Here is a 24,484-nt window from a genome sequence, read left to right on the forward strand (position 1 = left end):
CGTCACCCGGTACGCTTGGCGTGGCGTGCGCCCGTACTCCAGCTGGCTAGAGAGGTGCGGTTTAGGTCCGCAGTGTCGTGGGTTCGAGTCCCACCGGGCGTACCAAGCGAAATGGCCCTCTGTCCTTCGATTCGAAGGACAGAGGGCCATCGCCGTTCCTGCGAGCTGTCAGCCCAGGAGGTCCTTGACGACCGGGGCGAGGCCGCGGAAGGCCTGGCCGCGGTGGCTGATGGCGTTCTTCTCGGCGGGGGTGAGTTCGGCGCAGGTGCGGGTCTCGCCGAGGGGCTGGAGGATCGGGTCGTAGCCGAAGCCGCCGTCGCCGGAGGGGGCGGTGCGCAGGGTGCCGAGGAGACGGCCCTCGACGACGCGCTCGGTGCCGTCGGGGAGGGCGAGGGCGGCGGCGCAGAAGAAGTGGGCGCCGCGGTGCGGGTCGGAGATGTCGGAGAGCTGGGCGAGCAGCAGGTCGAGGTTGGCGCGGTCGTCGCCGTGCTTGCCGGCCCAGCGGGCGGAGAAGATGCCGGGGGCGCCGTTCAGGACGTCGACGCAGAGGCCGGAGTCGTCGGCGACGGCGGGCAGGCCGGTGGCGCGGGCGAGGGCATGGGCCTTGAGGAGCGCGTTCTCGGCGAAGGTGACGCCGGTCTCCGGGACGTCCGGGATCTCGGGGTAGGCGTCGGCGCCGACGAGTTCGACGTCCAGGCCGGCCTCGCCGAGGATGGCGCGGAGTTCGGCGACCTTGTGCTGGTTACGGGTGGCGAGGATCAATCGGGTGGACATATCGCCCACCCTATCGGCAGCCGTTCCGGCGTCAGCCGGTGCAGACCGAGGTGAGGTTGCCGGCCGCGTCGCCGAGCGGCTTGAGGTCGGGGACCTCCTTCTTGTCGACGGCCTGCTGGACCTTGTCGGCCTGCTTCTGCAGGTCGGCGACGGCCTTGGCGACGTCGGTGTTCTTGGAGTTCCTGCCGACCTGGTTGAGGTCGGTCCTGAGCTTCTCCAGCGCCTTCGCGGCGGCCGCCGAGTCGTTGCTCGCGTTGCCGTAGGCGCTGGTGACGTCGGCGAGGTCGCCGGTGATCCTGACCGCCGTGTTGCCGCAGTCGATCGCCTTCTGGGCTGCGGAGCAACTGACCATGCTGAGCGGGAGGATGGCGATCAGGCCGGCCACGGCGAGGGCGGCGGGGCGGGCGATGCTGGACGGCATCCGGTCCTCCTGTGGGGCGCGCGGGTTCCGTGGGACGGGACGCGCGCCGGGGGGTGCGCGGTTCCCGCAGCAGGGGTGCTGCGGGAACCGTACGGGCTTCGGGCCCGGCGTGTACAGCGGCCCGTACGGCGGCGGGTACATCCGGGTCCACGGCGCCGTGGGCCGAACCGGTTCAGGCCTCCAGGGCCTTGCGCTGGATCTCGTCGAGCTCGGCGCAGCCCAGGGTGCCGAGGTCGAGCAGGCGGTCGAGCAGGGCGCGGTCGAAGGGGGCGCCCTCGGCGGTGCCCTGGACCTCGACGAAGCGGCCGTCGGCGGTGCAGACGATGTTCATGTCGGTCTCGGCGCGGACGTCCTCCTCGTACTGGAGGTCGAGCATCGGGACGCCGTCGATGATGCCGACGCTGACGGCGCTGACACCGCCGGTGATGGGCTGGCCCTTGGCGCGCAGGAGCTTGCGGTCGCGGGCCCAGGCGACGGCGTCGGCGAGGGCGACGTAGGCGCCGGTGATGGCGGCGGTGCGGGTGCCGCCGTCGGCCTGGAGGACGTCGCAGTCGAGGACGATGGTGTTCTCGGCGAGGGCGCGGTGGTCGACGACGGCGCGCAGCGAGCGGCCGATGAGCCGGCTGATCTCGTGGGTGCGGCCGCCGATGCGGCCCTTGACGGCCTCGCGGTCGCCGCGGGTGTTGGTGGCGCGCGGGAGCATGGAGTACTCGGCGGTGACCCAGCCTTCGCCGCTGCCCTTGCGCCAGCGGGGGACGCCCTCGGTGACGCTGGCGGTGCACAGCACCTTGGTGTCGCCGTAGGAGATGAGGACGGATCCTTCGGCGTGCTTGCTCCAGCCCCGTTCGATGGTGATGGGGCGGAGCTGGTCGGGGGTGCGGCCGTCGATGCGTGACATAGGCACTGAGCGTAGTCGCTCGGCGCGGGTGTTCCGGGTGCGCCTCGGCCCGCCGTTCCCGGGTGGGGCGGCGGGCCGGGGGTGGGGTGAGCCCGGTGGCTCAGCTCACATCATGTCCTCGATGTCAGCGGCGATCGGGTCGGCGTCGGTGCCGATGACGACCTGGATGGCGGTGCCCATCTTGACGACGCCGTGGGCGCCGGCGGCCTTGAGGGCGGCCTCGTTGACCAGGGAGGCGTCCTTGACCTCGGTGCGAAGGCGGGTGATGCAGCCCTCGACCTCTTCGATGTTGTCGATGCCGCCCAGACCGGCGACGATCTTCTCAGCCTTGCTGGCCATCTGATTTCTCCCTCTGTCTCGGCCCGCCGGCCGCTCTGCCGGGTGCCGTCCTGCGCTGTGCTGGGGTGTCCGCCGACCGGTGGCCGGCGTGGTCGGTACCGGTGCTGACGCGGGTTCAGCCGCGGTCGCGCCGCCGGGCAGCGCGACCAGCATCACCTGCTCCGGTCCGATCTGCCACGTTAGTCCACTTTTGGCCCATTCCGGCGCGCATGGTCCCGGCCGCCACCAGAGGATGACGAGCAGCGGGCTCGCGCCCGGCGTGCGGCCTGCGTCCCAAAGTGGTCTACACCAATATATGTGTACTCCGATGAACGCAGAAAGGACCCCGGGTGTTCCGGATCCCCGCCCGGGGGTCCCGCCGGGGGCCACCGGCCGGCAACTGCTCTCGGAGGGCGAAGGATGAGTTCGGCAGGCGCCACGGCCCCGCAGCGCGTGTGGTGGCACACCTTCTACGGCGGCCTCCAGAAGATGGGCCGCTCCCTGCAGCTCCCGGTGGCGGTGCTCCCCGCGGCCGGCATCCTCAACCGGCTCGGCCAGCCCGATGTCTTCGGCCAGGACGGCCTCGGCTGGACCGACGTCGCCAAGGTCTTCGCCGCGGCCGGCGGCGCCCTGCTGGACTCCTCGTTCGGCCTGCCGATGCTGTTCTGCGTCGGTGTGGCGATCGGCATGGCGAAGAAGGCGGACGGTTCGACCGCGCTGGCCGCCGTGGTGGGCTTCCTCGTCTACTACAAGGTCCTGCACGCGTTCCCGGAGAGCTGCAAGATCGGGACGGTCCTGGTCACCGACTCCTGGACCGGCCAGTGCGTGGACTACAGCTCGGCCAAGGCGGCGGCCGCGACGTACCAGAACCCGGGCGTCCTGGGCGGCATCCTGATCGGCCTGATGTCGGCCTGGCTCTGGGTCCGCTTCCACCGCACCAGGCTGGTCGACTGGCTGGGCTTCTTCAACGGCCGCCGCCTGGTGCCGATGATCACCGCGGTGGTGGGCCTGGCCACCGCCTGCGTGGCGCTCTGGGTCTGGCCGCCGATCGGCCGCGGGCTCAACGACTTCAGCCAGACCCTGGCCGACCTGGGCGCGGGCGGCGCCGGCATCTTCGGCCTGTTCAACCGCGCGCTGCTGCTGATCGGCATGCACCAGTTGCTGAACACATTCGTCTGGTTCCAGTTCGGCGAGTTCATCAAGCCGGACGGCACCATCGCGCACGGCGACATCCCGCGCTTCCTGGCGGGCGACCCGACGGCCGGCCAGTTCCAGTCCGGATTCTTCCCGATCATGATGTTCGCGCTGCCCGCCGCCGCACTGGCGATCGCGCACTCGGCGAAACCGCACCGCCGCAAGGAGATCTACGGCCTGATGCTCTCGGTCGGCCTGACCTCCTTCGTGACGGGCGTCACCGAACCGCTCGAGTACTCCTTCGCCTACGTCGCCCCGGCCCTGTACGGCGTGCACGCGCTGCTGACCGGCGCCTCGATGGCCGTCACCTGGGGGCTCGGGGTGCACGACGGCTTCAGCTTCTCGGCCGGCCTGATCGACTACGTCATCAACTGGGGGCTGGCCACCAAGCCGTGGCTGATCATCCCGATCGGGCTCTGCTTCGCCGCCGTGTACTACGCGCTCTTCCGGTTCATCATCGTCAAATTCAATCTGAAAACACCCGGGCGGGAGGACGAGAGCGAGGTCGAGGACGTCACCAAGCTCTGAAACCGAGCGTCACCGGGCAGCACCCGCAATGGCCTCCGGACCCGACGGCCCGGAGGCCTTCGGCATTTTTGGAAAGGACCAAATGCCCGGGCGGTAAAACAATTCCGATATGCGCCCCGGGGATTCCCCGGCGGGCCGTCGGCCGTGCCAGGCGGGGCCGGGGCGGCCCGCACCGCCCGGCCGCCGGGCCGCCGGGCGTGGGCGCGCCGGGGGTGGGGAAAGGCCGCCGCCGCCCGGCGCGGGCGGTGGCCGGCAATCGGCCGCCGCCGTTTCCGCGCCGGCCCCGACCATGCGCCGCGGGGGGTCGGAAAGCCGCGGATTGGCCGAAGCCGGACGGGGTGGGGCCCGGACTCCTCCCGGCCGACGGTCGTTCGTGATGTCCGACACCCCGGCGGGCCCCTCCCCCGCCGCGCGCCGCGCCCGACCCGGACCCCGGCGGGCGGGCACCCGAGCTCCGGGGGCCGCCTCCGCCCGGGCACCGCCGCGTCCGCCCGCGAACCCCGCCGGCCCGATCCCCGTTCGCGCACCGCCGGGCCCGCGGCGGACCCCTGACGAGGCCTCGGCGGGGCCTCCGGACGGGGCCGGGCCTTTTTGTTGCGCAAATAGCCAAAATCCCAATCACGGCGGGTAATCATGATCGTCGTTCCGCAACTAGGTTTCGATTTCATAGCGCTTCCCGGCAGGGGCGCTTTCCGGGGTTCCCCCCCTTCTCCACCCGTGCTACAAAACTGGTCTACACCACACGTGGTGTAGACCAGTTCGCGGTTCGGCCCCCTGTGCCCCTCCCCCGACCGCCATGCCGTTAGGAACCCACCCCAATGAGTCAGTCAGCGCAGGCACCGACGCCCGCCTCGGCTCCGGCCACGCCAAGCCCCGCCAAGAAGTTCGGCCAGAACCTCCTCCAGGGCCTGCAGAAGATCGGCCGCAGCCTCCAGCTGCCCATCGCCGTGCTCCCCGCCGCCGGTCTGCTGATGCGCCTCGGCCAGGACGACGTGTTCGGCAAGGACGGCCTCGGCTGGGACAAGGTCGCCGCGGTGTTCAACACCGCCGGTAGCGGGGTCTTCGACAACCTGCCGCTGCTGTTCGCGGTGGGTATCGCGATCGGCTTCGCCAAGAAGGCGGACGGCTCCACCGCCCTCGCCGCCCTGGTCGGCTTCCTGGTCTACAAGAACGTGCTGACCGCGTTCCCGATCGCCGAAGGCCACATCGCCGACGGCAAGTGGGTCGCCCCGACCTACCAGAACCCGGGTGTCCTCGGCGGCATCGTGATCGGCCTGCTGGCCGCCATCCTGTGGCAGAAGTACCACCGCACCAAGCTGGTCGACTGGCTCGGCTTCTTCAACGGCCGCCGCCTGGTGCCGATCATGATGGCCTTCGTCGGCACCGGCATCGGTGTCCTGTTCGCCCTGACCTGGGGCCCGGTCGGCGACGCCATCAAGAGCCTGAACGACTCCCTGATCGGTGCCGGCGCGCTCGGCGCGGGCGCCTTCGGCCTGGTCAACCGCGGTCTGCTGCCGGTCGGCATGCACCAGTTCGTGAACTCCTACGCCTGGTTCCAGACCGGTGACTTCACCAAGGCCGACGGCACCATCGTGCACGGCGACATCCCGCGCTTCTTCGCCGGTGACCCGACCGCCGGCCAGTTCATGTCCGGCTTCTTCCCGATCATGATGTTCGCGCTGCCCGCCGCCGCCCTGGCCATCGCCCACGCCGCCAAGCCCCACCGCCGCAAGGCCATCACCGGCATGATGGTCTCGCTGGCCCTGACCTCCTTCGTCACCGGTGTCACCGAGCCGATCGAGTTCGCCTTCGTCTTCATCGCCCCGGCCCTGTACGTCATCCACGCGGTGCTCACCGCCGTCTCGATGACCGTCACCTGGGCGCTCGGCGTGCACGACGGCTTCACCTTCTCCGGCGGCCTGATCGACTACGCGCTGGCCTGGAGCAAGGCCACCGACCCGTGGCTGATCATCCCGATCGGCCTGGTCTTCGCCGCGCTGTACTACTTCCTCTTCCGCTTCGCGATCACCAAGTTCGACCTCAAGACCCCCGGTCGCGAGGACGACGACGAGATCGAGGACGTGACCAAGGCCTGAGGCCCCGTCCGTCCGCACTCCACGACCCCGCCCCGCCGCTGCTCCCCCAGCGGCGGGGCGGGGTCGTCGTGCATCCCGGTCCGTGCCCGTCGCGCATCCCGGCGGGGCCCGTCGCGCGTTCCGCCCCGGGGCGGCGGGAACGGCGGTTGACGAACCGGCGGAGGCACTGGTCAACTGAAGCCGTGAACGCGTCCTGCCCGCTGGTGACCCGCAGCCACATCGACTTCGGTCGCGTGTGGTCCGCGGCGTGTCGCGGCTGAGCCGACCGTTCCCCCCGCCGCCCGGCTGACCTCCCGCCCGGCGCCGTTCCTCCCCTCCCGCCCGCACGGCCCCGCCCGCCTCCGGGCCGTCACCGCGCACCCGCGCGCGGCCGTACGCACCCGCACACACCCTGTGCGCGTTCGCCGGCGTCGCCCGCACGCGTCCGCACGAGGAAAGTCAGGCCTCAGCATGCCCCGCCAACTGCACCTCTCCGCCGCCCTGGACAGCCCCGGCCACGTCGACGCCGGGCACTACGCCGCCCTCGCCCGCCTCGCCGAGCGGGCCACCCTCGACTTCGTCACCCTCGACGACTCCTTCACCCCCGAACCGCGCCGCCCCGACGCCCTCGCCACCCTCGCCCGGATCGCCCCGCTGACCGAGCGGGTCGGGCTGGTGCCCACCGTCACCACCACCCACACCGAGCCGTTCCACACCTCGATCGCGGTCAACACCCTGGACTGGGTGAGCCGGGGCCGGGCCGGCTGGCTGGTCGGCGTCTCCGCCACCGAGGCCGAGGCCAAGGCCTTCGGCCGCCGCCCGACCGCCCCCGCGGACGCGCTCTGGGCCGAGGCCGCCGACGCCGTCGAGGTCGCCGCCCGGCTCTGGGACAGCTGGGAGGACGACGCGGAGATCCGCGACACCGCCACCGGGCGGTTCGTCGACCGCGACAAGCTGCACTACGTCGACTTCGAGGGTCCGCACTTCTCCGTCCGCGGACCGTCGATCACCCCGCGCCCACCGCAGGGCCGCCCGGTCGTCGCCGTCCCGGTGGCCGCCGTCGACCTCGCCCCGTACGCCTCTCCCGGCGGGCGCGCCCGGGTCGCGACGGCGATCCGGTACGCCGACGTCGTGCTGCTGGACGCCCCCGACCACGCCGCCCGGCTGGCGGCCGCCACCGAACTGCGGCTGCGCGCCGGCGAGCACCTGCGCATCCTCGCCCGGACCGACGCCGCCCTGCCCGACGACGCCGCGGCCGACCGTCTGCTCGCCGACCTCGCCGCGATCGGCACCGGCGTCGACGGCTTCCACCTCGTCCCCGCCGAGCCCGAACGGGACCTGGCCGCCCTCGCCGAACGGGTCGTCCCGGTGCTGCGCGCCCAAGGGCTGTTCCGCGCCGGGTACGCGGCCGGCCGCACCCTGCGCGACCACCTCGGCCTGGCCCGCCCGGCCAGCCGCTACGCCACCGCCGCCGACGCCACCAACACCGCCGCCACCGCCGCCCCGTCCGCTGCCGCTCTCGCCGAGGTGACCCGATGACGGACCGCCCGCTCAAGCAGATCCACCTCGCCGCGCACTTCCCCGGCGTCAACAACACCACGGTGTGGAGCGACCCGAACTCCGGCAGCCACATCGAGTTCGACTCCTTCCGCCACCTCGCCGAGACCGCCGAGCGCGGGAAGTTCGACTTCTTCTTCCTCGCCGAGGGCCTGCGGCTGCGCGAGAACAAGGGCCGCATCCACGACCTGGACGTGGTCGGCCGCCCCGAGTCGATCACCGTGCTGAACGCGCTGGCCGCCGTCACCACCCGCCTCGGGCTGGCCGGCACCGTCAACGCCACCTTCAACGAACCGTACGAACTGGCCCGCCGCTTCGCCTCGTTGGACCACCTCTCCGGCGGGCGCGCGGCCTGGAACGTGGTCACCTCCTCGGACGCCTTCACCGGGGAGAACTTCCGCCGCGGCGGCTACCTCGACCGCGCCGACCGCTACACCCGGGCCGCCGAATTCGTGCAGCTCGCCCGGGAGTTCTGGGACGGCGGAGCGGAGACCGTCCGGCACCGCGGCCCGCAGTTCGAGGTCGAGGGCCGGCTCTCGCTGCCCCGCCCGCCGCAGGGCCACCCGGTGGTCATCCAGGCCGGGGACTCCGACGAGGGCCGGGAGTTCGCCGCCGCGACCGCCGACGTCGTCTTCAGCCGGCACTCCACCCTCGCCGACGGCCAGGCCTTCCACGCGGACGTCAAGCGCCGGCTCGCCGCGTACGGCCGCAAGCCGGACGAGCTGAAGATCATGCCCGGCGTCACCTTCGCCCTCGGCGACACCGACGCCGAGGCCGCCGAACTCGCCGCCGAGGTCCGCCGGGCCCAGGTCGGGCCGCAGACCACGATCGCCTTCCTGGAACAGGTCTGGGGCATCGACCTGTCCGACCACGACCCGGACGGTCCGCTGCCCGCCGTCGACCCCGACCCGGACAGCGCCCTGGCCCAGGGCCGGGTCCGGATCGGCGACCCACTGGCCGTCGCCGCCCGCTGGCGGGCCCTGGCCGCCGAGAAGAAGCTCACCAGCCGCGAGCTGGTGATCGAGGTGACCGGCCGGCAGTCCTTCATCGGCTCCCCCGCGACGGTCGCCGAGCGGATCGACTTCTTCGTGCAGAACGACGCGGCCGACGGCTTCATCCTCGTCCCCCACCTGACCCCGGGCGGCCTGGACGCGTTCGTCGACCGCGTGGTGCCGCTGCTCCAGGAACGCGGGGTGTTCCGCACCGACTACAGCGGGACGACCCTGCGCGACCACCTCGGCCTGCCGCTCCCCGGTCGGCGCTGAGACGGCCGACGCTGGAACGACCGGGCCGGTCAGCGCCCGCTCAGATCCGGTACACCGCGCCGGCCCGGGCGACCTCGACGGGGCCCGGGTACGCGGCGGCGGCGTCGCGGCGGTTGTGCTCGGCGTCGGTCCACGGGGGGATGTGGGTCAGGACGAGCCGGCGGACGTGGGCGGCGGCGGCGTGCTCGCCGGCTTCCCGGCCGTTGAGGTGGACGGCCTGGTAGGTGTCCCGGCCGTCGATGTAGGCGGCCTCGCAGAGGAAGAGGTCGGCGTCGCGGGCGAGTTCGACGAGTTCGGCGCTCTCGCCGGTGTCGCCGGAGTAGACGAGCGCGCGGCCGTCGTGTTCGAGGCGGAAGGCGAAGGCGTCGACGGGGTGGTTGACCTGGGCGACCTCGATCCGGAACGGGCCGAGGTCGAAGGCCCCGGGGGTGAGGGTGTGGAAGTCGAAGACCTCCTTCATCCCCGGGTTCTCCGGCATGTCGTAGGCGCGGGCGAGCCGTTCGGCGGTGCCGGCCGGGCCGTAGACGGGCATCGGGTCGGGGCAGCCCTCGGCGCGGTAGTTGCGGGCGACCCAGTAGGCGCACAGGTCGACGCAGTGGTCGGCGTGCAGGTGGCTGAGCAGGACGGCGTCGACCTCGTAGAGGTCGACGTACTTCTGCAGGGCGCCGAGGGCGCCGTTGCCTAGGTCGAGCACGACGCGGTAGCCGTCGGCCTCGACGAGGTAACTGGAGCAGGGCGATTCGGCGGACGGGAAGCTCCCCGAGCACCCCACCACGGTCAGTTTCATCCGAGCCCCTCCGCCCCGACACGTCCTGGCTGCTGCTGGAAAACGGCAGGCCGGGCCGGTGAAACCGGCCGGTAGCACTGCTTCGCGTGTCGAGAGTAAGGGCGGAGCGGCACTTTGCCCCCGTCCCCGTGCCGGGCTGTGGCTGGAATCACCAGAACGCCGGGGCGGGGGCGGTGCCGTCCGTTCGGGTGCCGTCGGGTCAGCGGTGGCGGGGGCGGTTGCGGGCCCAGGCCTTGATCGTGTCGGGGTACCAGCGGGGGTGGCCGCTGCCGTCGAGGACGTCCGGGGCGGGCAGCAGACCGTGCCGCCGGTAGTTGCGGACGGTCTCGGCCTGCACGTTGATGTGGCGGGCGATCTCGGCGTAGGACCACAGCTCGGAGCTTCTCCCCACGAGGCACCTCCGGAGGGGCGGGGCGGGCGTACGTGAGGCAGCCTGTCCGGGCGTTGGCGACTCTTCACCACAGAACGGGCACCGTGGTCATTCCGTGACGAACCGGGAGCACGCTGCGGACAAATGCCCGGCCGTCTCGGCACTCACGGTGGTGGGGGCCGCCATGGGCCCGGTACGGTTCGCGCCATGAACAGTTCGACCGGGGTCTGGGTGGTCCTGGCGGTGGCGGGCGTCGCGCTGCTGGCCGCCGTCGTGCGGGCGCTGGTCCGGCGCACCCGCCCGGCGCCGCGACCGGCCGGGCCGACGGCTCCGCGACCGCGCCCGGCGGCGAAGGGCCGCCCGGGGCCGCAGCCGCAGGAGATCTGGTGGGCGGAGGTCCCGTTCGAGGACGGCCCGGGGTCGAAGGACCGCCCGTGCCTGGTGCTGCGGGTGCACGGCCGCACCGCCACCGTCGCGAAGATCACCAGCAAGCACCACGCCGAACGCCCGGGCGTGCTACCGCTGCCGCCCGCTTCGGTGGGCGACCGGCAGGGCCGCACCAGTTGGCTGGAGACCGACGAGCTGCGCGAGGTGCCGCTGTCGGCCTTCCGCCGCCGGGCCGGCACGGTGGACCGGCAGGTCTGGTCCCGCGCGCAGCAGGCCCTGCAGCGCGGCTAGGGCCTCAGGCCCAGAGCTGCCCCTGCAGCGCCTCGACGGCCGCCTCGGTGGTCTCCGCGGTGTAGATGCCGGTGGACAGGTACTTCCAGCCGCCGTCGGCGACCACGAACACGATGTCGGCGCGCTCCCCGGCCGCCGCGGCCTTGCGGCCGACGCCGAGCGCGGCGTGCAGGATCGCGCCGGTCGAGACGCCCGCGAAGATGCCCTCCTGCTGGAGGAGTTCGCGGGTGCGACGGACGGCGTCCGCGGAGCCGACCGAGAAGCGGGTGGTGAGCACCGCGGCGTCGTACAGCTCGGGGACGAAGCCCTCGTCGAGGTTGCGCAGCCCGTACACGAGGTCGTCGTAGCGGGGTTCGGCGGCGACGATCCGCACGCCGGGGACCTTCTCGCGCAGGTAGCGGCCGACGCCCATCAGGGTGCCGGTGGTGCCGAGGCCGGCCACGAAGTGGGTGACGGTCGGCAGGTCGGCGAGGATCTCGGGGCCGGTGGTGGCGTAGTGGGCGCCCGCGTTGTCGGGGTTGCCGTACTGGTAGAGCATGACCCAGTCCGGGTGCTCGGCGGCGATCTCCTTGGCGATCCGGACGGCGGTGTTGGAGCCGCCGGCGGCCGGCGAGGGGATGATCTCGGCGCCCCACATGCGGAGCAGTTCGCGCCGTTCCTCGCTGGTGTTCTCGGGCATCACGCAGACCATCCGGTAGCCCTTGAGCTTGGCGGCCATGGCGAGCGAGATGCCGGTGTTGCCGCTGGTGGGTTCCAGGATGGTGCAGCCGGGGGTGAGCCGGCCGTCGGCCTCGGCGCGCTCGATCATGTGCAGCGCCGGGCGGTCCTTGATCGAGCCGGTGGGGTTGCGGTCCTCCAGCTTGGCCCAGAGCGTCACCTGTCCGTCGGTGTTGCCGGGGACAGCTGCGGACAGCCGCGGCAGGCGGACCAGCGGGGTGTTGCCGACGGCTTCGAGCGGGCTGTCGTAACGCAAGGGAGGCCTCCGGCCACGGCGGTGAGGGTGCGGAAGGGCGCCCTCCCGCCCGCCGCGGGGCGGGCGGGAGGGCGGGAGGTCAGCGGGCTCCGCCGGCCACGGCGGGCAGGATGGTGACGCTGTCGCCGTCGGCGAGGGCGGTGGAGATGCCCTCCAGGAAGCGGACGTCCTCGTCGTTCAGGTAGACGTTGACGAAGCGGCGCAGCTCGCCGCCCTCGACCAGGCGGGCGGCGATGCCCGGGTGACGGGCGTCGAGGTCGGCGAAGAGCTCCCCGAGGTTGCTGCCGGTGCCCTCGACGGCCTTGGCGCCGTCGGTGTAGGTGCGGAGGATGGTCGGGATGCGGACCTCGATGGCCATGGGTGCGCTCCTGTGCGAGTCGTGAGGCGGGTGGGCCGCGACGGGCGCGGCGGGGAGGGTGGTCCCGGGGCTCGGCGTCGCCGGCAGGCGGTGGGCCCGGGTGGGGCGGGGCGGCTCAGCGCGAGCGCGCGGGCGTGCCGGGACAGATCGCACTGGCGAGCCGGCACAGGTCGACGTGCAGGCGCGCCACGAGGCGGGTGCCCGGGGCCTGGTTGCTCACATCGACGGAACGCATGGGCTCATCGTATAGATTCCCGGGCCCGCTCCTCCATGCCCGTCTCGGGATCCGGATGCTCCCGTTTCTCGGGCTGAGACGACACGGGCCCGCCGACCGCTCGCGGGCGGTCGGCGGGCCGCGCCCAGGTGGGTGCTGGTCAGGCCGGGTGGGCCTCGACGACCTGGACGTCTTCCTCTGTGATCTCGCCGTCCACGATGCGGAACGAGCGGAACTGGAACGGGTCGTCCTCGCCGTTGCCGTCGGCGGTGGAGACCAGGACGTAGTGGGCGAACGGCTCGGAGGCGTAGCTCACGTCGGTGCGCGAGGGGTAGGCCTCGGTGGCGGTGTGCGAGTGGTAGACGATCACCGGCTCCTCGTCGCGGTCGTCCATCTCGCGGTAGAGCTTGAGCAGGTCGCCCGAGTCGAACTCGTAGAAGGTGGGCGAGCGGGCCGCGTTGAGCATCGGGATGAACCGTTCGGGCCGTCCGCTGCCGGCCGGTCCGGCGACCACGCCGCAGGCCTCGTCCGGGTGGTCGGCGCGGGCGTGGGCCACGATCCGGTCGCGGAGTTCTCGGGTGATGGTCAGCATGCGGTCAGGATAGCCACGCCCCGGCGGGTGTCCGCCGGGGCGTCCGGAGCGCGGTCACCGGGTGTCCGCCACCTGGGCGCGGCGGCCCGGCGCCGGCGGTTCAGCCGCCGTTGCGCACGTGCAGGTGGTCGTGGGCGACGCCGTGGGCGGCCCGCGGGTTGCGGCGCTTGAGCACCTGGTAGCCGATCACCAGCAGGACGGCCCAGCCCGGGAAGACGTACAGCGAGATCCGGTTGACCGAGTCGAACGCGATCAGCACCACGACCAGGGCGAGGAAGGCGAGCGCGGTCCAGCTGGTCCAGGCGCCGCCGGGCGCCTTGAAGGTGGGCGGCGGCAGGTGGCCGGCCCGCCAGGCCTTGCGGTAGCGGATCTGGCAGATCAGGATCATCGCCCAGGTCCACAGGCCGCAGACGGTGGCGACGGAGGTGATGTACTCGAACGCCTTGGCCGGGACGAGGTAGTTGAGCACCACGCCGACGCCCATCAGCAGGCAGGAGAGGGTGATCGCGAAGGCCGGGGTGCGGTGGGAGTTGAGCTTGGTGAGCTGCCCGGGGGCCTGGCCGCGCAGGGCGAGGTCGCGCAGCATGCGGCCGGTGGAGTACATGCCGGAGTTGCAGGAGGAGAGCGCGGCGGTGAGCACCACGAAGTTGATGATGCCGGCCGCGGCCGGGATGCCGATCTTGCCGAAGGCGGCCACGAACGGGCTGACGCCGGGCTGGAACTCGGTCCACGGCACGAGCGAGAGGATGATCACCAGCGCGCCGATGTAGAACAGCATGATGCGCCAGGGCAGGGTGTTGATGGCGCGCGGCAGGGTCTTCTCGGGGTTCTCGCTCTCCCCGGCGGTGACGCCGACGAGTTCGACGCCCAGGTAGGCGAACATGACGATCTGCAGCGTCATCACGGTGGCGCCGATGCCCTTGGGGAAGAAGCCGCCGTCCTGCCACAGGTGGGTGATCGACGCGGTGTCACCGGCCTTGCTGAAGCCGAGGGTGAGCACCCCGATGCCGATCAGGATCATGCCGATGATGGCGGTGACCTTGACCATCGAGAACCAGAACTCGATCTCGCCGAACAGCTTCACCGAGATCAGGTTGGCCGCGTAGAGGATCACCAGGAAGGTCAGCGCACTGGCCCACTGCGGGATGTCGGGCGCCCAGAACCTCACGTACACGGCGGCGGCGGTGGTCTCCGCCATGCCGGTGACCACCCAGAACAGCCAGTACGTCCAGCCGGTCACGTAGCCGGCGAAGGGGCCGAGGAACTCGCGTGCGTACTCGGCGAAGCTGCCGGAGACCGGGCGGTAGGTGAGGAGTTCGCCGAGGGCGCGCATGATCACGAAGATCGCCACGCCGGCGACGGCGTAGGAGAGGATCAGGCTCGGGCCGGACCGGGAGATCGCGGTTCCCGCGCCGAGGAAGAGGCCGGTGCCGATGGCACCGCCGATCGCGATCATCTGGATCTGGCGGCTTCCCAGCCCCCGGTGATAGCCCTCCTCGTCCGGTTTCGCGTCGACCACGTCGTCGTACAGCTGCTCGGCCATGGTGCACCGTCCTGGGTGGGTCTCGTGGGGTGGAGAAGTCGTACCACGCAGGGTTCGGATAGCGGTGTTCATCTGAGCGTTATTTGAGCATGACCTGCTAGGGTTTGCCCGATTTAAAGAGAAATGCCCCGGCCATCCGTCCACATATTGGACGAATCGACCGGGGCCTGCCCGGAAGCGGGCAGGATCAGTCCGCGATCGCCTCCAGGAGAGTCTCCTGGAGCGCCCCCAGCCAGACGTACGCCATCACCAGCGGCTTGCGGTCGTCCTCGTCCGGCAGCTCGTAGAGCTCCTCGTCGTCCTCGCTGACCTCCAGCTGGACGCCCAGGGTCAGCCGCAGGTCGTTGAGCGCGCCCAGCCAGCGCAGGCCGTCGGCGGGGTCCAGCTTGAGCACCCCGCCCTCGCCGCCGAGCCGGTCGAGCATCCGGACGACGTGCAGGGCGTCCTCGCGCTTGCGGGTCCGCAGGTCCACCTCGGTGTAGCGGCGGAACTCGCCCGAGGCGGCCCGGCTCTCCTGGTCCTCCGGCCCGGCCGGGTCGCCGTAGGCGTCCGGGAAGAGCCGGGCGAGCATCGGGTTGGCCGGCGCCTCGGTCGGGCCCTCGGCGAACAGCGCGGCCAGCGGATCGCCGCCGTCCCCACCCGGGCCGGGCCCGATCAGCTGCAGGATCCCCACCTCCAGGGAGCGCAGGATGGAGGCCTCCAGCTCGTCCAGCGCGATCGTCGCGCTCCCGCCGCCGGCACTCTCGAACAACCCAGCCATGTCTATCGGTCAGCCCGTCTTCGTCGTCTCGGGTGGGGTACCGGCTCCGCGGCCGCGGCAACTCGCGCCGCGGCCGCCGCGCTGCTGCCGGTCGTGCTGCGGTCAGTCGTGCTGCAGCGTCGCCCAGAGGCCGTAGCCGTGCATCGCCTGGACGTCGCGTTCCATCTCCTCGCGGGAGCCGCTGGAGACCACCGTCCGACCCTTGGTGTGCACCTCCATCATCAGCTTCCTGGCCTTGTCCTTCGGGTAGCCGAAGTAGGCCTGGAAGACGTACTGGACGTAGCTCATCAGGTTCACCGGGTCGTTGTGCACGATGGTCACCCAAGGCGTGTCCGGCTCCACCACCGGTAGTCCTTCGACCTCCGGGCGCTCGATCTCCACGGGCGCGACACTCACCGCCGGGTCCTCCTCGCTGCGCAGTCCGTCCACGCCTCTTCAGCCCCATGCTGCCATCCGGGGGACCCCCGGGCGATTCCGGCCCGGCTCGCAGCACGAGAAATCGTCACTCTGACGCTAAGTGGTAGTAGCATCATCCGCATGGACGCCACTTCAGTGCGCGCGGCCGGTTCGACCGCGCTCCTCACCGACCGCTACGAGCTCACCATGCTGCAGGCCGCCCTGCGCAGCGGGGCCGCGCACCGCCGCTCCGTGTTCGAGGTGTTCACCCGCCGCCTGCCCAGCGGCCGCCGCTACGGCGTCATGGCCGGCACCGGCCGGGTGCTCGACGCCATCGAGGACTTCCGCTTCACCACCCCGCAGCTCGACTGGCTGGCCGGCCAGGGCGTGGTCGACGACGACACCCTGCGCTACCTCGCCGACTACCACTTCGCCGGCGACATCCACGGCTACCCCGAGGGCGAGGTCTACTTCCCCGGCTCGCCGCTGCTCACCGTCGAGGGCAGCTTCGCCGAGGCGGTGATCCTGGAGACGGTGATCCTCTCGATCCTCAACCACGACTCCGCGATCGCGGCCGCCGCCTCCCGGATGACCGCCTCCGCCGGCGGCCGCCCGGTGATCGAGATGGGCGCCCGGCGCGCCCACGAGCAGGCCGCCGTCGCCGCCGCCCGGGCCGCGTACGTGGCCGGCTTCGCCGCCACCTCCGACCTGGAGGCCGGCTTCACCCACGGCATCCCGACCACCGGCACCGCCGCCCACGCCTTCACCCTCGTCCACGACAGCGAGCGGGACGCCTTCCGCGCGCAGATCGCCTCCATGGGCAAGGGCACCACGCTGCTGGTCGACACCTTCGACCTGCGCGAGGCCGTCCGCACCGCCGTCGAGGTGGCCGGCCCCGAACTGGGCGCCGTCCGGATCGACTCCGGCGACCTCACCCTGCTGGCCCACCGGGTCCGCCGCCAGCTGGACGACCTCGGCGCCACGAAGACCCGGATCATCGTCACCTCCGACCTCGACGAGTACGCCATCGCCGCGCTCGCCGCCGCCCCAGTGGACGGCTACGGCGTCGGCACCAGTCTGGTCACCGGCAGCGGCCACCCGACCTGCGCGATGGTCTACAAGCTGGTCGCCCGCGCCGAGAGCGCGGACGGGCCGCTGGTGCCGGTGGCCAAGCGCGCGGCCGGCGGCAAGACCAGCATCGGCGGCCGCAAGTGGGCCGCCCGCCGGCCCGACGCCGACGGCGTCGCCGAGGCCGAGGTGGTCGGCACCGGAGCGGTCCCCGCCGACCTGGAGCCGCACCTGATGCAGGTGCCGCTGGTGCGGGCCGGCCAGGCCGTCGGCCGCGAACCGCTCACCGCCGCGCGCGAACGGCACATCCGGGCCCGGGCCGCACTGCCGCTGTCGGCCACCCAGCTCTCCAAGGGCGACCCGGTGCTGCCGACCGAACTCGTGCTCTGACCCCGCCCCGGCCGACCGGCGCGGACCGGGAGCCGGCCCCGGGGCCGTCCGGCGGTTCGCCGGTTCGCCGCGGTTCACCGGTCCGCCGGTTCGCCGCGGTCCGGCGGTTCGCGCCGGGAGCCGGCCCGGGGTCCGCCCCAGGCCTTCCGCCCCCGCACGCCACTCCCTAGAGTCAACCGTAGAGTTCCCCCGGAGCTCCCCGAGAACCCCCGAGCCCCGCCGCGGGCCGAGTACTCCCGAGGGCTCCCCCCCACCGGCGCGCCACCACGGCCGCCCCCCACATCCGAGGATGCGAGCCATGCACCGGGCACTGATCGTCGTCGACGTGCAGAACGACTTCTGCGAGGGCGGCAGCCTGGCCGTCGCCGGCGGCGCCGAGGTGGCCGCCGCCATCACCGACCTGATCGCCGAGTCCTCCCCCGGCTACCAGCACATCCTCGCCACCCGCGACCACCACATCGACCCGGGCGACCACTTCTCCACCGAGCCCGACTACGTCACCAGCTGGCCGGTGCACTGCGTGGCCGGCACCGAAGGCGTGGGCTTCCACCCCAACTTCGCCCCCTCCGTCATCTCCGGCGCGGTCGAGGCAGTCTTCGACAAGGGCGCCTACTCGGCGGCGTACAGCGGCTTCGAGGGGCTGGACGAGAACAACCGCGGCCTGGTGGAGTGGCTGCGCGAACGGCAGGTCGACGAGATCGACGTGGTCGGCATCGCCACCGACCACTGCGTCCGGGCCACCGCCCTGGACGCCGCCCGGGCCGGCTTCACCACCCGCGTCCTGCTCGACCTCACCGCCGGGGTCGCGCCGGCGACCACCGCCGCCGCGCTCACCGAACTGCGGGCCGCCGGGGTCGAGTTGGTCGGCGCCCCGGTGGTTCGGGGGTAGCCACGGCTCCGGGTCCGGGTGCGGATGGATCCGATCCCGAGCTAACCGACCATCAACTCCACCACGTCCGAACCGCCCACCCGGTGGGCCTCGCGCAGTTCGGCGCCGACCGCGTCCCGGTCGGCCGCGAGCCGGGCGCCGGAGACGTACACCACCCGGATCCCCAGGTACTCCATCCGGTGCTGGCCGCCGCGCACCCAGGCGGCCTCGCCCTCGCTGACGCAGCGCAGGTCCGAATCCACCTCCACGGCAACGCCCTGCTCCGGCCAGTAGAGGTCCGGGACGGCGATGTACGTGCCGCCGCGCATCCGCAGCTCGGGGCCGACCAGCGGGACGGGCAGCAGGCACTCGTCCACCAGCTCGCCGACCCGGTCCAGGACGAAGTCCCGCTCACCGGCCAGCAGTTCGTCCAGCGCGGCGCGCACCCGGGGCTCGCCGGTCAGCCCGGACTCGGTCAGCTCGGACGCCAACTCCCGCACGGTGCACGGGCCGTCGGGCCTGGAGACGGCTTCGCGCAGCACCTCCCGCACCGGCATCGGGGCACCCCCCTCCTCCACGGTCCACTCGCACAGCGCGTCCGCGACCGCCCGGGCGACCGGCGCGCAGGCCAGGCCGTGCACCGAGCGGGCCACCAACTCCCGCTCGGTACGCAGGATCCGCACCTCCCCGGCGTCCTTCAGCCGGCGCTGGCGGGGCACCAGGACGTCCACCCCGATCACCGCCGGCAGCCGGGGCACCGCGGCGAAGCCGTACAGCGCGAGCGCGGCCGCACCGGTGATCACCGCGCCCTCGCGACGACCCTCCTCGCGACCGTTCTGCGCCGCGTACAGCAGGGCGGCCCACATCCGCTGCTCCGGGGTCGGCCCGTCGGACTGCAGCAGGTACACCCGGGGCAGCAGCCGCCGCCAGGGCCCGCCGCTACGGCAGTGCTCGGTGATGACCCGGGCCGGCACGCCCCGGGCGCGCAACTGGCTCGCGGTGACGACGTTCTGTTGACGCTTCGCCAGCTCCTCCAGGGACGGCGGCGGCGTGGGAATCCGGTAGCTCATGCGGACACCATCCCCAACCGCTCCGACCCGCCACCGGCCACCTGACGCACTGTTACCCAACCGTCGCGAAACCGGGATCAGCTCGCACTAAAGTCCCCATACCCTCACTCAATCGGAGTAATTGACGGTCGTCAGGTTGTCATATCTGATCGAAAACGATCGCCCACCAGGCCGCCTGACCCAGAGTGACCAAAGGCATACGCCGGGAGACCCTCCAGGCGTCAAACCCGCCCCGGGAATTGCCTAGGCTTGCGTCATGTCACGTGACGAGACCGCCGGCCTCCGCGCGGCCCAGCTCCGCCTTGGCCGTCTGCCCGGATACGTCCGCCGCCCGGACCCGGCCCGCCGCAGCGGCGAACAGGGCCATACGTACAAGAAGGGCTGGGAGGTCCGCTTCACCGCCCGCAGCGAGGCCGAGATAGCCGAGATCCGCGACCTCGTGGTCGCCGCCGGGTTCGCCCCGGCCAGACCCTTCTTCAAAGGCCACCAGCTCATCCAGCCGGTCTACGGCATGGCCGCCGTCCAGGCCTACCTGGCCGCGAGACAGGCGGCCGAGGAACACGCCGCCCGCACCGCGCTCGGCCGCCGCCGACGAACCGCCGGCGGACACCCCGCCACCACCGGACACCCCGCCGGCGCCGCACACCCCGCCACCGCCGGGCACTCCACCGGACACCCCGCTGGCGCCGCACACCGGTGCGAACGCGAGGAAGCCGCCGCCGGGGCCGCTGCGGCGACTGCGGCCGCAGCCGCCACCGCCGCCCAACTCGCCCGGCGGCGGGCCATCGAATCCTTCCCCGCCCAGGTCGAACGGAGCAGCGCCGTCGACGACCGCCTCTCCCCGACGGAGGCCCGACCGCAGCCCTGACGGCAGATCACCCCGCCCGCGCCTCGGCCACCCGGGCCGGACGGCCCCAGGCCGCCGAGGCGTGGCCGACATGCACGGTGGCGGCCAGCAGGCGCGGGACCACCCGGATCAACGCCTGCTCCGCCCCCTCGGCCACCCGGTGCGCCGCCGCCACGGCGAGCGCACCGTCCACCCACCACCCCTGCCGCCACGCCCCCCGCCACACCCGCCTCGGCGCGCAGCGCGTCCACCTCGTACCCACCGCCCGCATCCACCGCCCGTACCCGGGCTGCGCGCCCCCGGCGGAGGCATGCACGGCGGTGCCCATCCGGCCCGTCGCGCCACGCCGGTACGGGCGCGACCGAAGGTGTGGTTGCGCGGATGGTTGTGCGGCCGCAGCTTCGCGCCGTGGGCGTGGACGCCAGCCTCCATAAGCCCTACGGTGGCACATCAACCGTCCTGCAACCACGGCCCTTCTGCACCCCCTGACCAGCCGCGACGCGCTCGCAACTACACCCCCCGCACCACTGCGCCACCCTCCCCCACCGATCCTCCGCCCGGCCGCCCCACCACCGCTGCACCACCGCGCCCCACCGGTCGACACCGGAACCGGCCGAGCGGCGGCGGGTTCCGGGCATTCAATCCGATTGGTAACCCAGCGCACCGAGGGCATATCGTAGAGTGAGCGCAGATGATCGACCGTCAGCCGTCCATCTCCCTTTCCGAGAAGCCGAGATGACCAACCGTCACGCGAGTTCCGCCGAGCCGCCCCCGAGGCCCGGTGAACCGGAGGACGTACCACTGGAGTTCGCCGCCTTCTGCGAACTCCACCGCCCCCGGTACATCAGCTACGCCCGGGTGTGGCTGACCGAGCACAGCAGCGCGGCCACCGCCGTCCAACAGGCATTCGCCGAAATCGCCGTCCAATGGCGCGAGTTGCTGGGCAGCTCCAACCCCACCGCGAACGCCTGGCAGATCCTGCGCAGCACCGTCGCCGACCACACCCGGCACGTGCCCGCCGCACCGGACCGCCACCCCGCCGACGACGACCTGGCGATCCTGCACTACGTCGTCGGCCTCGCCGCCCCCGAGATCGCCGACGTCATCGGCACCGACACCGCCAGCGTCGCCGGCCGGCTCCGGCGCACCATGCTGTGGGAGGCCTCCGGCTGGTGAGCCCCCTCAGACCCGCTCGCCCGTCACGTCGAACAAGTGATGCACCGGGTCGTGGATCAGATAACGGGCGAACGACTCCACCGTGAACCGCGCCCCGTCACTACGGCCCCCGGTCCGCCCCCACTGCTCGCCCGCCACCCGCCCGAACGCCGCCGCCAGCACCTCCGCGGCCGCCGCCAACTCCCCGGCCACCACCGCCGGCACCTGCTCCCCGTACCGCTCGGCGACCGCCGTCTCGTCCTGGTCCCAGTTCGGGAACAGCGGGGCTTCCTCGGCCAGCATCAGGTCCAACCGGACCCGGAACAGCCGGAACACGTCCCGGACATGGCACGCGTACTCCAGCCCCGACCACACCCCCGGCCGCGGCCGCCGGCGCAAACCCTCCTCGGCCCCGGCCAACAGCGCCACCCAGGCCTCCGCATTGGCCCGGACCATCCCCGCGACGTCCTCCCGCACCACCGCCGCAACATCCAGCCCACAATCCGGACACGGGCGTTCCAACACCCACGTCCAGTCCTTGCCGTCCGGAACGACCACACCCACCGGATCCACGCCACACTCAGAAGCACTCATGGCCCCAGCATGGCCACCCCACCACCCACCCCACCAGCGGCAAGGACGCCAACCGCCACCAAAATGCTGCCACCCCGCCCGCCGCCCTCAGCCGCCCGCACCCCTGCGCCGCCGCACCCGCACCACCCACACCACGACCGCCACCACCCCGCCGACCAGCACCCCCCACAACGCCACCCCCACTGCAACCCCGACCCCGAACCAGCCGCCCCCGCCCGCCCCACCGGCCCCCGCCGCAGGCACCACAGCCTCGCCACCCGGCTCCTCCGTCACCCCGCCCCCCGCAGCCCCCTGCGACTCCCCCCGCCCCACCAACGGATTCACCCGAGACCCACCGTCCACCACCGGATCGGCCTCCAACGCCTTCGCCGGCGCCAGCACCCCGAAGCCGTATCTGCTCCCCGGCACCGCCGACCCGTCCCGCGGCGGCGTGGCAGTCCTGATCATCCGATTGATCACCTGCCCAGCCGAAAGCTCCGGATACTTCGCCCGGATCAACGCGGCGGTGGCGGAGACGTAGGCGGTGGCATCAGAGGTGCCGTTGCCCACGCCGTAGCCGGCAGAGGTCTTCGCACTGGCCCGGTAGATCTCCGCCCCGGGGGCGACCAGTGTGGTCTCCGGTCCGTAGCTCGACTTCTCCCACAGTCGCCCCTGCCGGTCCACCGCGCCAACCGCCACCACTCCGGGGAAGGCCGCCGGGTACTGGACACCGCTCAGGCTGTCGCCGTTGTTCCCGGTGGCGGCAACCAGCACGACGTCCTTGGAGGCCGCGTAGTTGACGGCTTCACGTGCCGGGGAGTCGAACCTCGACGTCCCCCCTACCGACATGTTGACGACCTTCGCACCGTGATCCACAGCAAAGCGGATCGCCTCGGCGAGGCCGTTCTGCTGGAGATCCTGATTCTCGCCGTCGGTCCGTACCTTCACCGGCAGGATCTTCGCCTTCGGCGCCAAGCCCATGATCCCCGCCTGCGCACCGTGCCCGTGCCCTGCGATCAGGCTCGCCATCCCGGTGCCATGGCCGTCGCCGTCGGTACGGCCGTCCGTGTTCGTACCGGAGAAGTCACCCCCCGCAAGCACCTGTCCGGTGAGGTCCTGATGGTCCTGGTTGACCCCACTGTCGACCACACCGACGATCACGCCCTCGCCCTGGTTGACAGTCCAGACTTTCGTCTCGGCCTCGAAGGTCTTCAGAGCCCACTGCTCGTCTCTGATCTGATCCGCCGATGCCGTCGGTGCCGCGACACTCCAGATCAATGCCCCGGCGGCAAGGGCCGCTGTACCACGCGCCAACCGACGGCTCGTCAAGCCTGGTCACCCCACTCAGCGAGGCGTCCCGCAGATCACCGATCTGCGGGACGCGATCAGATCACCCATCCGTTTCAGGACCGGGCTCATTCCACCACGTTCGGATTGGCCGGCTTGTCCGCCGCCCAGGTCTCCTCGTCCTCGACGAGGTAGTCGGGTCTCCGCCGCCCCTTCTCCCGGTCCTCCTTGTGCCGTTGCACACCGGTGAGCGGCAGGCCAGGGGCCATGCCGCCTGGGCCGCCAGCGCCGGGTTCGCCCCAGGGCCGGTTCCGAGCTCCCAGGCCGGAACCGCCTTCCGTGAACGCCTGCTTGCCGCGCATTCCCTCGACCGGTCCTACCGTCCCACCGACGATCCCACCAAGTCGGCCTGCAGACCCACCCACCGGCCGGGCACTGGAGCCACCTCGGCCCCCGGCGCCCCCGCCCGGTCCGGGGCCGCCCATCGGATACGCGCCGTCCGGGAGTCCCCGACCGCCGAATCCGACCCCGGCCTCGCCGATGCCGGAACCGACAGGTAGACCAGCCGCCGCCGGGCCTGCGGGATTGGAGATCCCCTGCCCGCCGTTGCTTCCCGGGAGGCTGCCCGCAGCGCCACCAGGCGGCACAACACCAGCCCCGGACACCTCAGTTCCCGGGGCGACGGTGGTGACCACGGTCCTGTTGGGGACGACCGCTGGCGTGCCCGCGATGCCCGTGCCCGGGCCGTAGTTCACCGAGCCCAGAGGCTTCGGCGGAGTCTGCGCCGTACCACCCCTGATCCCCGAATCGGTCGGAACAGGCGCACTCCTCGACGTGGAGCGGGCTGGCATCTCCGGTCCGGAGGTCTTCGGACTCTGTGGTAGTGGGCTGGTCGTCACCCGCCCTGATGTTCCCGCGACGCCCATCGAGGTTCCCGACATCATCGCGCTCGCCACCGCCGCCCCGGCCGGATCCTCCTGTGGTGTCACATCGCGTGTCTCATCCGACTTCTGCAACGGCGGCAGATTCGGTGGGGGCTTCAGGGTGGGGGTGGCGATGCGGTAGTGCATGGCGAGGGTTTGCATGACGGTGGCGGCTTCGGCTTTTCGGCGGTCGGCGACGGGGATGTGTTCGTCGTCGCCGCCGAAGACGGAGGAGACGCCGTCGCCGACGGTGTCCTTGACCTTTTCCCAGGTGCTGGGTTCCTCGGGCATGTCGCGTTTGGCCTTGGCGATGGCCTCGGACATGTTGTGGAGGGTGTTGGCCGCGTCGTTGGCGTAGGAGGCGGCGTTGTTGATGCTGTCGGCGAGGTGGAGCATGCGGGTGTGGAAGGCGTCGCTGGTGGCGCCTTCCCAGGTGACGGCGGCTTCGGTGCTGGCGCGGGTGAGGGTGGCGCGGATGGCCTTGAGGGTGTCGGCGGCGTGGCGCCAGGGGTCGCCGGCGGCCATGACTTCGCCGGGGTTGAGGGCCTGGGCCATGGTGCGGAGTTGGGCGTGGCTGTAGGTGGTGAAGTCGGTGTAGGCCA

27 protein-coding genes and 1 tRNA gene are annotated in these 24,484 nt (G+C 72.2%); 10 read left to right on the forward strand and 18 right to left on the reverse strand.

The features are described 5' to 3' along the window. The first annotated feature begins 27 nt into the window (after positions 1–27). Positions 28–105: transfer RNA gene (locus AB0R04_RS11895), tRNA-Leu, on the forward strand. 63 nt (positions 106–168) lie between these two features. Here AB0R04_RS11895 and rdgB read toward each other — a convergent pair. From rdgB to AB0R04_RS11915, 4 genes are all read right to left on the reverse strand, one after another. After that, the gene (rdgB, locus tag AB0R04_RS11900) at positions 169–774 is read right to left on the reverse strand and encodes an RdgB/HAM1 family non-canonical purine NTP pyrophosphatase (RefSeq protein ID WP_063349223.1); all 606 of its coding nucleotides are present in this window, start codon (positions 772–774) and stop codon (positions 169–171) included. 31 nt (positions 775–805) lie between these two features. After that, positions 806–1,195, reverse strand: coding sequence for a hypothetical protein (locus tag AB0R04_RS11905; protein WP_063349222.1), 390 nt, complete (start codon positions 1,193–1,195; stop codon positions 806–808). Between the two features lie 172 nt (positions 1,196–1,367). Beyond that, the gene (rph, locus tag AB0R04_RS11910) at positions 1,368–2,093 is read right to left on the reverse strand and encodes a ribonuclease PH (RefSeq protein WP_063349221.1); all 726 of its coding nucleotides are present in this window, start codon (positions 2,091–2,093) and stop codon (positions 1,368–1,370) included. Between the two features lie 105 nt (positions 2,094–2,198). Further along, on the reverse strand, positions 2,199–2,432 hold the full coding sequence (locus tag AB0R04_RS11915) for a PTS glucose/sucrose transporter subunit IIB (RefSeq protein WP_063349220.1): 234 nt from the start codon (positions 2,430–2,432) through the stop codon (positions 2,199–2,201). A gap of 399 nt (positions 2,433–2,831) precedes the next feature. Between AB0R04_RS11915 and AB0R04_RS11920 the strand changes: the two genes are divergently transcribed. The 4 genes from AB0R04_RS11920 to AB0R04_RS11935 all read left to right on the forward strand — a co-directional run bounded on the left by AB0R04_RS11920 (position 2,832) and on the right by AB0R04_RS11935 (position 9,030). Then, positions 2,832–4,133: a PTS transporter subunit EIIC gene (locus AB0R04_RS11920; RefSeq protein ID WP_363370265.1), complete on the forward strand. Its 1,302-nt coding sequence runs from the start codon at positions 2,832–2,834 to the stop codon at positions 4,131–4,133. Between the two features lie 818 nt (positions 4,134–4,951). Beyond that, on the forward strand, positions 4,952–6,229 hold the full coding sequence (locus AB0R04_RS11925) for a PTS transporter subunit EIIC (protein ID WP_363370267.1): 1,278 nt from the start codon (positions 4,952–4,954) through the stop codon (positions 6,227–6,229). A gap of 450 nt (positions 6,230–6,679) precedes the next feature. Further along, the gene (locus AB0R04_RS11930) at positions 6,680–7,747 is read left to right on the forward strand and encodes an LLM class flavin-dependent oxidoreductase (RefSeq protein ID WP_363370269.1); all 1,068 of its coding nucleotides are present in this window, start codon (positions 6,680–6,682) and stop codon (positions 7,745–7,747) included. Continuing rightward, on the forward strand, positions 7,744–9,030 hold the full coding sequence (locus AB0R04_RS11935; protein WP_363370271.1) for an LLM class flavin-dependent oxidoreductase: 1,287 nt from the start codon (positions 7,744–7,746) through the stop codon (positions 9,028–9,030). The genes AB0R04_RS11930 and AB0R04_RS11935 overlap by 4 nt, the downstream gene beginning before the upstream one ends. 40 nt (positions 9,031–9,070) lie before the next feature. On the opposite strand, the gene AB0R04_RS11940 is transcribed toward AB0R04_RS11935, so the two are convergent. Together AB0R04_RS11940 and AB0R04_RS11945 are read right to left on the reverse strand one after the other, a co-directional pair. After that, a complete protein-coding gene (locus tag AB0R04_RS11940; RefSeq protein ID WP_063349215.1) occupies positions 9,071–9,817 on the reverse strand; it encodes an MBL fold metallo-hydrolase in 747 nt (248 codons plus the stop codon). 199 nt (positions 9,818–10,016) lie between these two features. Beyond that, positions 10,017–10,208, reverse strand: coding sequence for a MerR family transcriptional regulator (locus AB0R04_RS11945; protein ID WP_208869099.1), 192 nt, complete (start codon positions 10,206–10,208; stop codon positions 10,017–10,019). Between the two features lie 186 nt (positions 10,209–10,394). Here AB0R04_RS11945 and AB0R04_RS11950 point away from each other — a divergent pair, with 186 nt between their 5' ends. Then, a complete protein-coding gene (locus AB0R04_RS11950; protein ID WP_363370274.1) occupies positions 10,395–10,865 on the forward strand; it encodes a type II toxin-antitoxin system PemK/MazF family toxin in 471 nt (156 codons plus the stop codon). Between the two features lie 4 nt (positions 10,866–10,869). On the opposite strand, the gene AB0R04_RS11955 is transcribed toward AB0R04_RS11950, so the two are convergent. From AB0R04_RS11955 to clpS, 7 genes are all read right to left on the reverse strand, one after another. Further along, positions 10,870–11,838, reverse strand: coding sequence for a cysteine synthase (locus tag AB0R04_RS11955; protein WP_063349213.1), 969 nt, complete (start codon positions 11,836–11,838; stop codon positions 10,870–10,872). Between the two features lie 79 nt (positions 11,839–11,917). Beyond that, entirely contained in the window at positions 11,918–12,196 is a 279-nt protein-coding gene (locus AB0R04_RS11960; protein WP_363370276.1) for a MoaD/ThiS family protein, read from the reverse strand. Positions 12,197–12,311: 115 nt separating this feature from the next. Further along, positions 12,312–12,431, reverse strand: a complete 120-nt coding sequence (locus tag AB0R04_RS11965; protein ID WP_347878546.1) for a putative leader peptide — start codon at positions 12,429–12,431, stop codon at positions 12,312–12,314. Between the two features lie 139 nt (positions 12,432–12,570). Beyond that, positions 12,571–13,002, reverse strand: a complete 432-nt coding sequence (locus AB0R04_RS11970; protein ID WP_063349211.1) for a M67 family metallopeptidase — start codon at positions 13,000–13,002, stop codon at positions 12,571–12,573. Between the two features lie 100 nt (positions 13,003–13,102). Next, positions 13,103–14,545 carry an amino acid permease gene (locus AB0R04_RS11975; RefSeq protein ID WP_363370278.1) on the reverse strand — a complete coding sequence of 481 codons (1,443 nt, stop codon included), beginning with the start codon at positions 14,543–14,545 and terminating at the stop codon, positions 13,103–13,105. A gap of 187 nt (positions 14,546–14,732) precedes the next feature. Further along, on the reverse strand, positions 14,733–15,305 hold the full coding sequence (locus AB0R04_RS11980) for a DUF2017 domain-containing protein (RefSeq protein ID WP_363370280.1): 573 nt from the start codon (positions 15,303–15,305) through the stop codon (positions 14,733–14,735). 102 nt (positions 15,306–15,407) lie between these two features. After that, the gene (clpS, locus tag AB0R04_RS11985) at positions 15,408–15,701 is read right to left on the reverse strand and encodes an ATP-dependent Clp protease adapter ClpS (RefSeq protein WP_063351371.1); all 294 of its coding nucleotides are present in this window, start codon (positions 15,699–15,701) and stop codon (positions 15,408–15,410) included. 141 nt (positions 15,702–15,842) lie between these two features. On the opposite strand from clpS, the gene AB0R04_RS11990 reads away from it, so the two are divergent. Both AB0R04_RS11990 and AB0R04_RS11995 read left to right on the forward strand, forming a co-directional pair. Further along, positions 15,843–17,159 carry a nicotinate phosphoribosyltransferase gene (locus tag AB0R04_RS11990; protein WP_363370282.1) on the forward strand — a complete coding sequence of 439 codons (1,317 nt, stop codon included), beginning with the start codon at positions 15,843–15,845 and terminating at the stop codon, positions 17,157–17,159. 298 nt (positions 17,160–17,457) lie between these two features. Then, on the forward strand, positions 17,458–18,048 hold the full coding sequence (locus AB0R04_RS11995) for an isochorismatase family protein (RefSeq protein WP_363370284.1): 591 nt from the start codon (positions 17,458–17,460) through the stop codon (positions 18,046–18,048). 41 nt (positions 18,049–18,089) lie between these two features. On the opposite strand, the gene AB0R04_RS12000 is transcribed toward AB0R04_RS11995, so the two are convergent. After that, a complete protein-coding gene (locus tag AB0R04_RS12000) occupies positions 18,090–19,097 on the reverse strand; it encodes a hypothetical protein (RefSeq protein ID WP_363370286.1) in 1,008 nt (335 codons plus the stop codon). Between the two features lie 256 nt (positions 19,098–19,353). On the opposite strand from AB0R04_RS12000, the gene AB0R04_RS12005 reads away from it, so the two are divergent. Continuing rightward, positions 19,354–19,965 carry a hypothetical protein gene (locus AB0R04_RS12005; protein WP_363370288.1) on the forward strand — a complete coding sequence of 204 codons (612 nt, stop codon included), beginning with the start codon at positions 19,354–19,356 and terminating at the stop codon, positions 19,963–19,965. A 7-nt stretch (positions 19,966–19,972) separates the two neighbouring features. On the opposite strand, the gene AB0R04_RS12010 is transcribed toward AB0R04_RS12005, so the two are convergent. Further along, complete coding sequence (locus tag AB0R04_RS12010) at positions 19,973–20,137, reverse strand: hypothetical protein (RefSeq protein WP_363370290.1); 165 nt, start codon at positions 20,135–20,137, stop codon at positions 19,973–19,975. Between the two features lie 542 nt (positions 20,138–20,679). Between AB0R04_RS12010 and AB0R04_RS12015 the strand changes: the two genes are divergently transcribed. Beyond that, complete coding sequence (locus AB0R04_RS12015) at positions 20,680–21,120, forward strand: hypothetical protein (RefSeq protein ID WP_363370291.1); 441 nt, start codon at positions 20,680–20,682, stop codon at positions 21,118–21,120. Positions 21,121–21,126: 6 nt separating this feature from the next. On the opposite strand, the gene AB0R04_RS12020 is transcribed toward AB0R04_RS12015, so the two are convergent. From AB0R04_RS12020 to AB0R04_RS12030, 3 genes are all read right to left on the reverse strand, one after another. Beyond that, on the reverse strand, positions 21,127–21,657 hold the full coding sequence (locus AB0R04_RS12020; protein ID WP_063349203.1) for a DinB family protein: 531 nt from the start codon (positions 21,655–21,657) through the stop codon (positions 21,127–21,129). A 123-nt stretch (positions 21,658–21,780) separates the two neighbouring features. Next, positions 21,781–23,001 carry a S8 family serine peptidase gene (locus AB0R04_RS12025; protein ID WP_363370293.1) on the reverse strand — a complete coding sequence of 407 codons (1,221 nt, stop codon included), beginning with the start codon at positions 22,999–23,001 and terminating at the stop codon, positions 21,781–21,783. An 86-nt stretch (positions 23,002–23,087) separates the two neighbouring features. After that, positions 23,088–24,437, reverse strand: coding sequence for a hypothetical protein (locus AB0R04_RS12030; protein ID WP_363370295.1), 1,350 nt, complete (start codon positions 24,435–24,437; stop codon positions 23,088–23,090). Positions 24,438–24,484 lie beyond the last annotated feature (47 nt).

Origin of the sequence: Kitasatospora sp. NPDC056731 (assembly GCF_040687675.1) — a bacterium.
Taxonomy (GTDB): Bacteria; Actinomycetota; Actinomycetes; order Streptomycetales; family Streptomycetaceae; genus Kitasatospora.